Raw genomic sequence first — 2,649 nt, 5'->3', positions numbered from 1 at the left:
GATTTGAATCCTATTGAGCAAGCTTGGGCTATCTTGAAAAAGAAAGTAACAGATTTATTAAGGGAAGTCCCAACTATTTTTGAATGTTTGGAACGCTTTTTTAAAACTAAATAACTATATCAAGCAGATAGTAAAGAACCTTGGGCCTACTACTGGTTAGGAATCACTGGAGGGAAAGCTCCTGATTTTTTTGCTCTTTCTCAAATTTCTGATCAATCCTATCTCATCCAATCTGAAACTTGTCATACCCAGACTACTGCAAAACTCATCTCAGACATTGTTCGCTTCGCTCAGATTACAAAATCCAATGAATTAGCTCAACTCCATATCATGGGACAACTCCATGAACTGATGTTTCATCTGGGAACTATTGCTCCCAATCAGAAAAAAGAATATTTCATCAACCTACCAACTCTATCTTGAATGCAAACGATTAATTGATAGCCACTATCCTCAATCACTTACAATTCAAGATTTAACAAAAGAACTATCCGTTCACAGAAGCTACTTATCAAGCGTATTCAAAGAATTTAATACCTTATCACCCAAAGAATACCTACTCTACGTTCGAATGCACCGAGCTAAACAACTTCTCGAAAATACCCAAGAGTCCATCAAGGTAATTGCATATTCGGTAGGTTTTTCAGATCCACTCCATTTTTCAAAAGCTTATAAACAATACTTAAATCAGACCCCAAGTCATACAAGAAAAGAATCCTCTCAATACCAACTAGTGAGAAAGGCAACACTATGAAATCCTACCAAGCTGTCTATCAGATTCTAGCTAAAGAAAACGACTATATCAGCGGAGAAAAGATTGCAGAAGAACTATCACTGACCCGAACATCAATTTGGAAAGCCATCAGGCGCCTAGAACAAGAAGGCATTGAAATTGATAGTATCAAAAACAAAGGATATAAACTGATGAATGGTGACCTTATTCTTCCAGAGATTCTAGAAGAAAATCTTCCAATTAAAATCAGTTTTAAACCCGAAACAAAATCAACACAACTCGATGCAAAAGAAGCAATTGATTTAGGCTATGAAGCAAACACCCTCTATCTAGCTTCCTATCAAATAGCAGGGCGTGGCCGTTTTCAACGCTCCTTCTACTCTCCTCAAGGTGGCATTTATATGACCCTCCATCTTAAACCAAATCTTCCCTATGACAAATTACCGTCCTACACACTACTTGTAGCTGGAGCTGTCTACAAAGCCATTAAGAACCTAACTTTAATAGATGTCGACATAAAATGGGTCAATGATATCTACCTAAACAATCATAAAATTGGAGGAATTCTCACTGAAGCAATGACCTCTGTAGAAACAGGCTTAGTCACAGATATCATTATTGGAGTAGGTATCAATTTCACTATTAAAGACTTCCCTCAGGAATTAAAAGAAAAAGCTGCTAGCTTATTTAAAACTACAGCTCCAATAACAAGGAATGAATTAATCATAGAAATCTGGCGTGCTTTCTTCGAAACACCAGCAGATGAGTTATTATACCTATATAAAAAACAGTCATTCGTTCTTGGAAAAGAAGTTACTTTCACACTAGATCAAAAAGACTACAAGGGACTTGCTAAAGACATCTCTGAAAGTGGAAAACTTTTGGTGCAATGTGATAACGGAAAAGAAATCTGGCTCAATAGCGGAGAAATTTCTCTCAAGAGTTGGAAGTAATAATAAATTAGAACAACCATAAAATCGACAATATATAAAGATTTTAGCTTTTCTTCAACCCACTACAGTTGACAAAGAGCCTGAAAACTTCAAAAAACGGATTTTTAGGCTCTGAACATCAAAAAAGAAAGGACGAAATTTGTCCTTTCTCGAGCTTAGCTGACTTCAACCCACTACAGTTGACAAAGAGCCAAATGAAAAAGAGAGTTACAAACTCTCATTAAAACGGAGAATAAGGGATTCGAACCCTTGCGCCAGTTACCCGACCTAACGATTTAGCAAACCGTCCTCTTCAGCCTCTTGAGTAATTCTCCAATTAATGGGCACGAGTGGACTCGAACCACCGACCTCACGCTTATCAGGCGTGCGCTCTAACCACCTGAGCTACGCGCCCAAGTTAAAAAACTTGGTAATTTGAACAAAGTTCAAAGCGGGTGACGAGAATCGAACTCGCGACAACAGCTTGGAAGGCTGTAGTTTTACCACTAAACTACACCCGCATAAATACTATCAATAAAATGGCGCGAGACGGAATCGAACCGCCGACACATGGAGCTTCAATCCATTGCTCTACCAACTGAGCTACCGAGCCTTATTGCGGGAGCAGGATTTGAACCTACGACCTTCGGGTTATGAGCCCGACGAGCTACCGAGCTGCTCCATCCCGCGTTAATAAAAAAGGAGGATGTGGGATTCGAACCCACGCACGCTTTTACACGCCTGACGGTTTTCAAGACCGTTCCCTTCAGCCGGACTTGGGTAATCCTCCAATATTCAAATGGACCTTGTAGGACTTGAACCTACGACCACTCGGTTATGAGCCGAGAGCTCTAACCAGCTGAGCTAAAGGTCCGACAAGATCATTATAGCGGCGAAGGGGATCGAACCCCCGACCTCCCGGGTATGAACCGGACGCTCTAGCCAGCTGAGCTACACCGCCATGAATCGGGAAGACAGGATTCG

Annotated in this window: 1 protein-coding gene, 8 tRNA genes and 1 pseudogene; 2 read left to right on the top strand and 8 right to left on the bottom strand. The window is 40.5% G+C overall.

The window, feature by feature from the left end; all coding sequences use genetic code 11:
* Positions 1 to 117: 117 nt before the first annotated feature.
* Together HT688_RS11255 and birA are read left to right on the top strand one after the other, a co-directional pair.
* A pseudogene (locus HT688_RS11255) lies at positions 118 to 754 on the top strand (helix-turn-helix transcriptional regulator); the annotation flags it as partial.
* Entirely contained in the window at positions 751 to 1,686 is a 936-nt protein-coding gene (gene birA, locus HT688_RS11250; RefSeq protein WP_050223738.1) for a bifunctional biotin--[acetyl-CoA-carboxylase] ligase/biotin operon repressor BirA, read from the top strand. The pseudogene HT688_RS11255 and the gene birA, both read left to right, overlap by 4 nt.
* A 226-nt stretch (positions 1,687 to 1,912) precedes the next feature.
* Here birA and HT688_RS11245 read toward each other — a convergent pair.
* The 8 genes from HT688_RS11245 to HT688_RS11210 form a co-directional block, all read right to left on the bottom strand.
* Positions 1,913 to 2,000 (bottom strand) — tRNA-Ser (locus HT688_RS11245).
* Positions 2,001 to 2,006: 6 nt separating this feature from the next.
* Positions 2,007 to 2,080, bottom strand: a tRNA-Ile gene (locus HT688_RS11240).
* 35 nt (positions 2,081 to 2,115) lie between these two features.
* A tRNA-Gly gene (locus tag HT688_RS11235) sits at positions 2,116 to 2,186 on the bottom strand.
* 19 nt (positions 2,187 to 2,205) lie between these two features.
* Positions 2,206 to 2,278: transfer RNA gene (locus HT688_RS11230), tRNA-Phe, on the bottom strand.
* Positions 2,279 to 2,281: 3 nt separating this feature from the next.
* Positions 2,282 to 2,355: transfer RNA gene (locus tag HT688_RS11225), tRNA-Met, on the bottom strand.
* A 10-nt stretch (positions 2,356 to 2,365) separates the two neighbouring features.
* Positions 2,366 to 2,455, bottom strand: a tRNA-Ser gene (locus tag HT688_RS11220).
* Positions 2,456 to 2,465: 10 nt separating this feature from the next.
* Positions 2,466 to 2,539: transfer RNA gene (locus HT688_RS11215), tRNA-Ile, on the bottom strand.
* Between the two features lie 13 nt (positions 2,540 to 2,552).
* Positions 2,553 to 2,626 (bottom strand) — tRNA-Met (locus HT688_RS11210).
* Positions 2,627 to 2,649 lie beyond the last annotated feature (23 nt).

Source organism: Streptococcus sp. 1559, from assembly GCF_013276735.1.
In the GTDB taxonomy this organism is placed as follows: domain Bacteria; phylum Bacillota; class Bacilli; order Lactobacillales; family Streptococcaceae; genus Streptococcus; species Streptococcus pseudopneumoniae.
This window is presented reverse-complemented; position numbering and strand designations above follow the sequence as displayed.

What these genes read in the sequence shown, in the direction of transcription:
- birA (WP_050223738.1), top strand. Translation starts at nt 751, where the DNA reads ATGAAATCCTACCAAGCTGTCTATCAGATTCTAGCTAAAGAAAACGAC.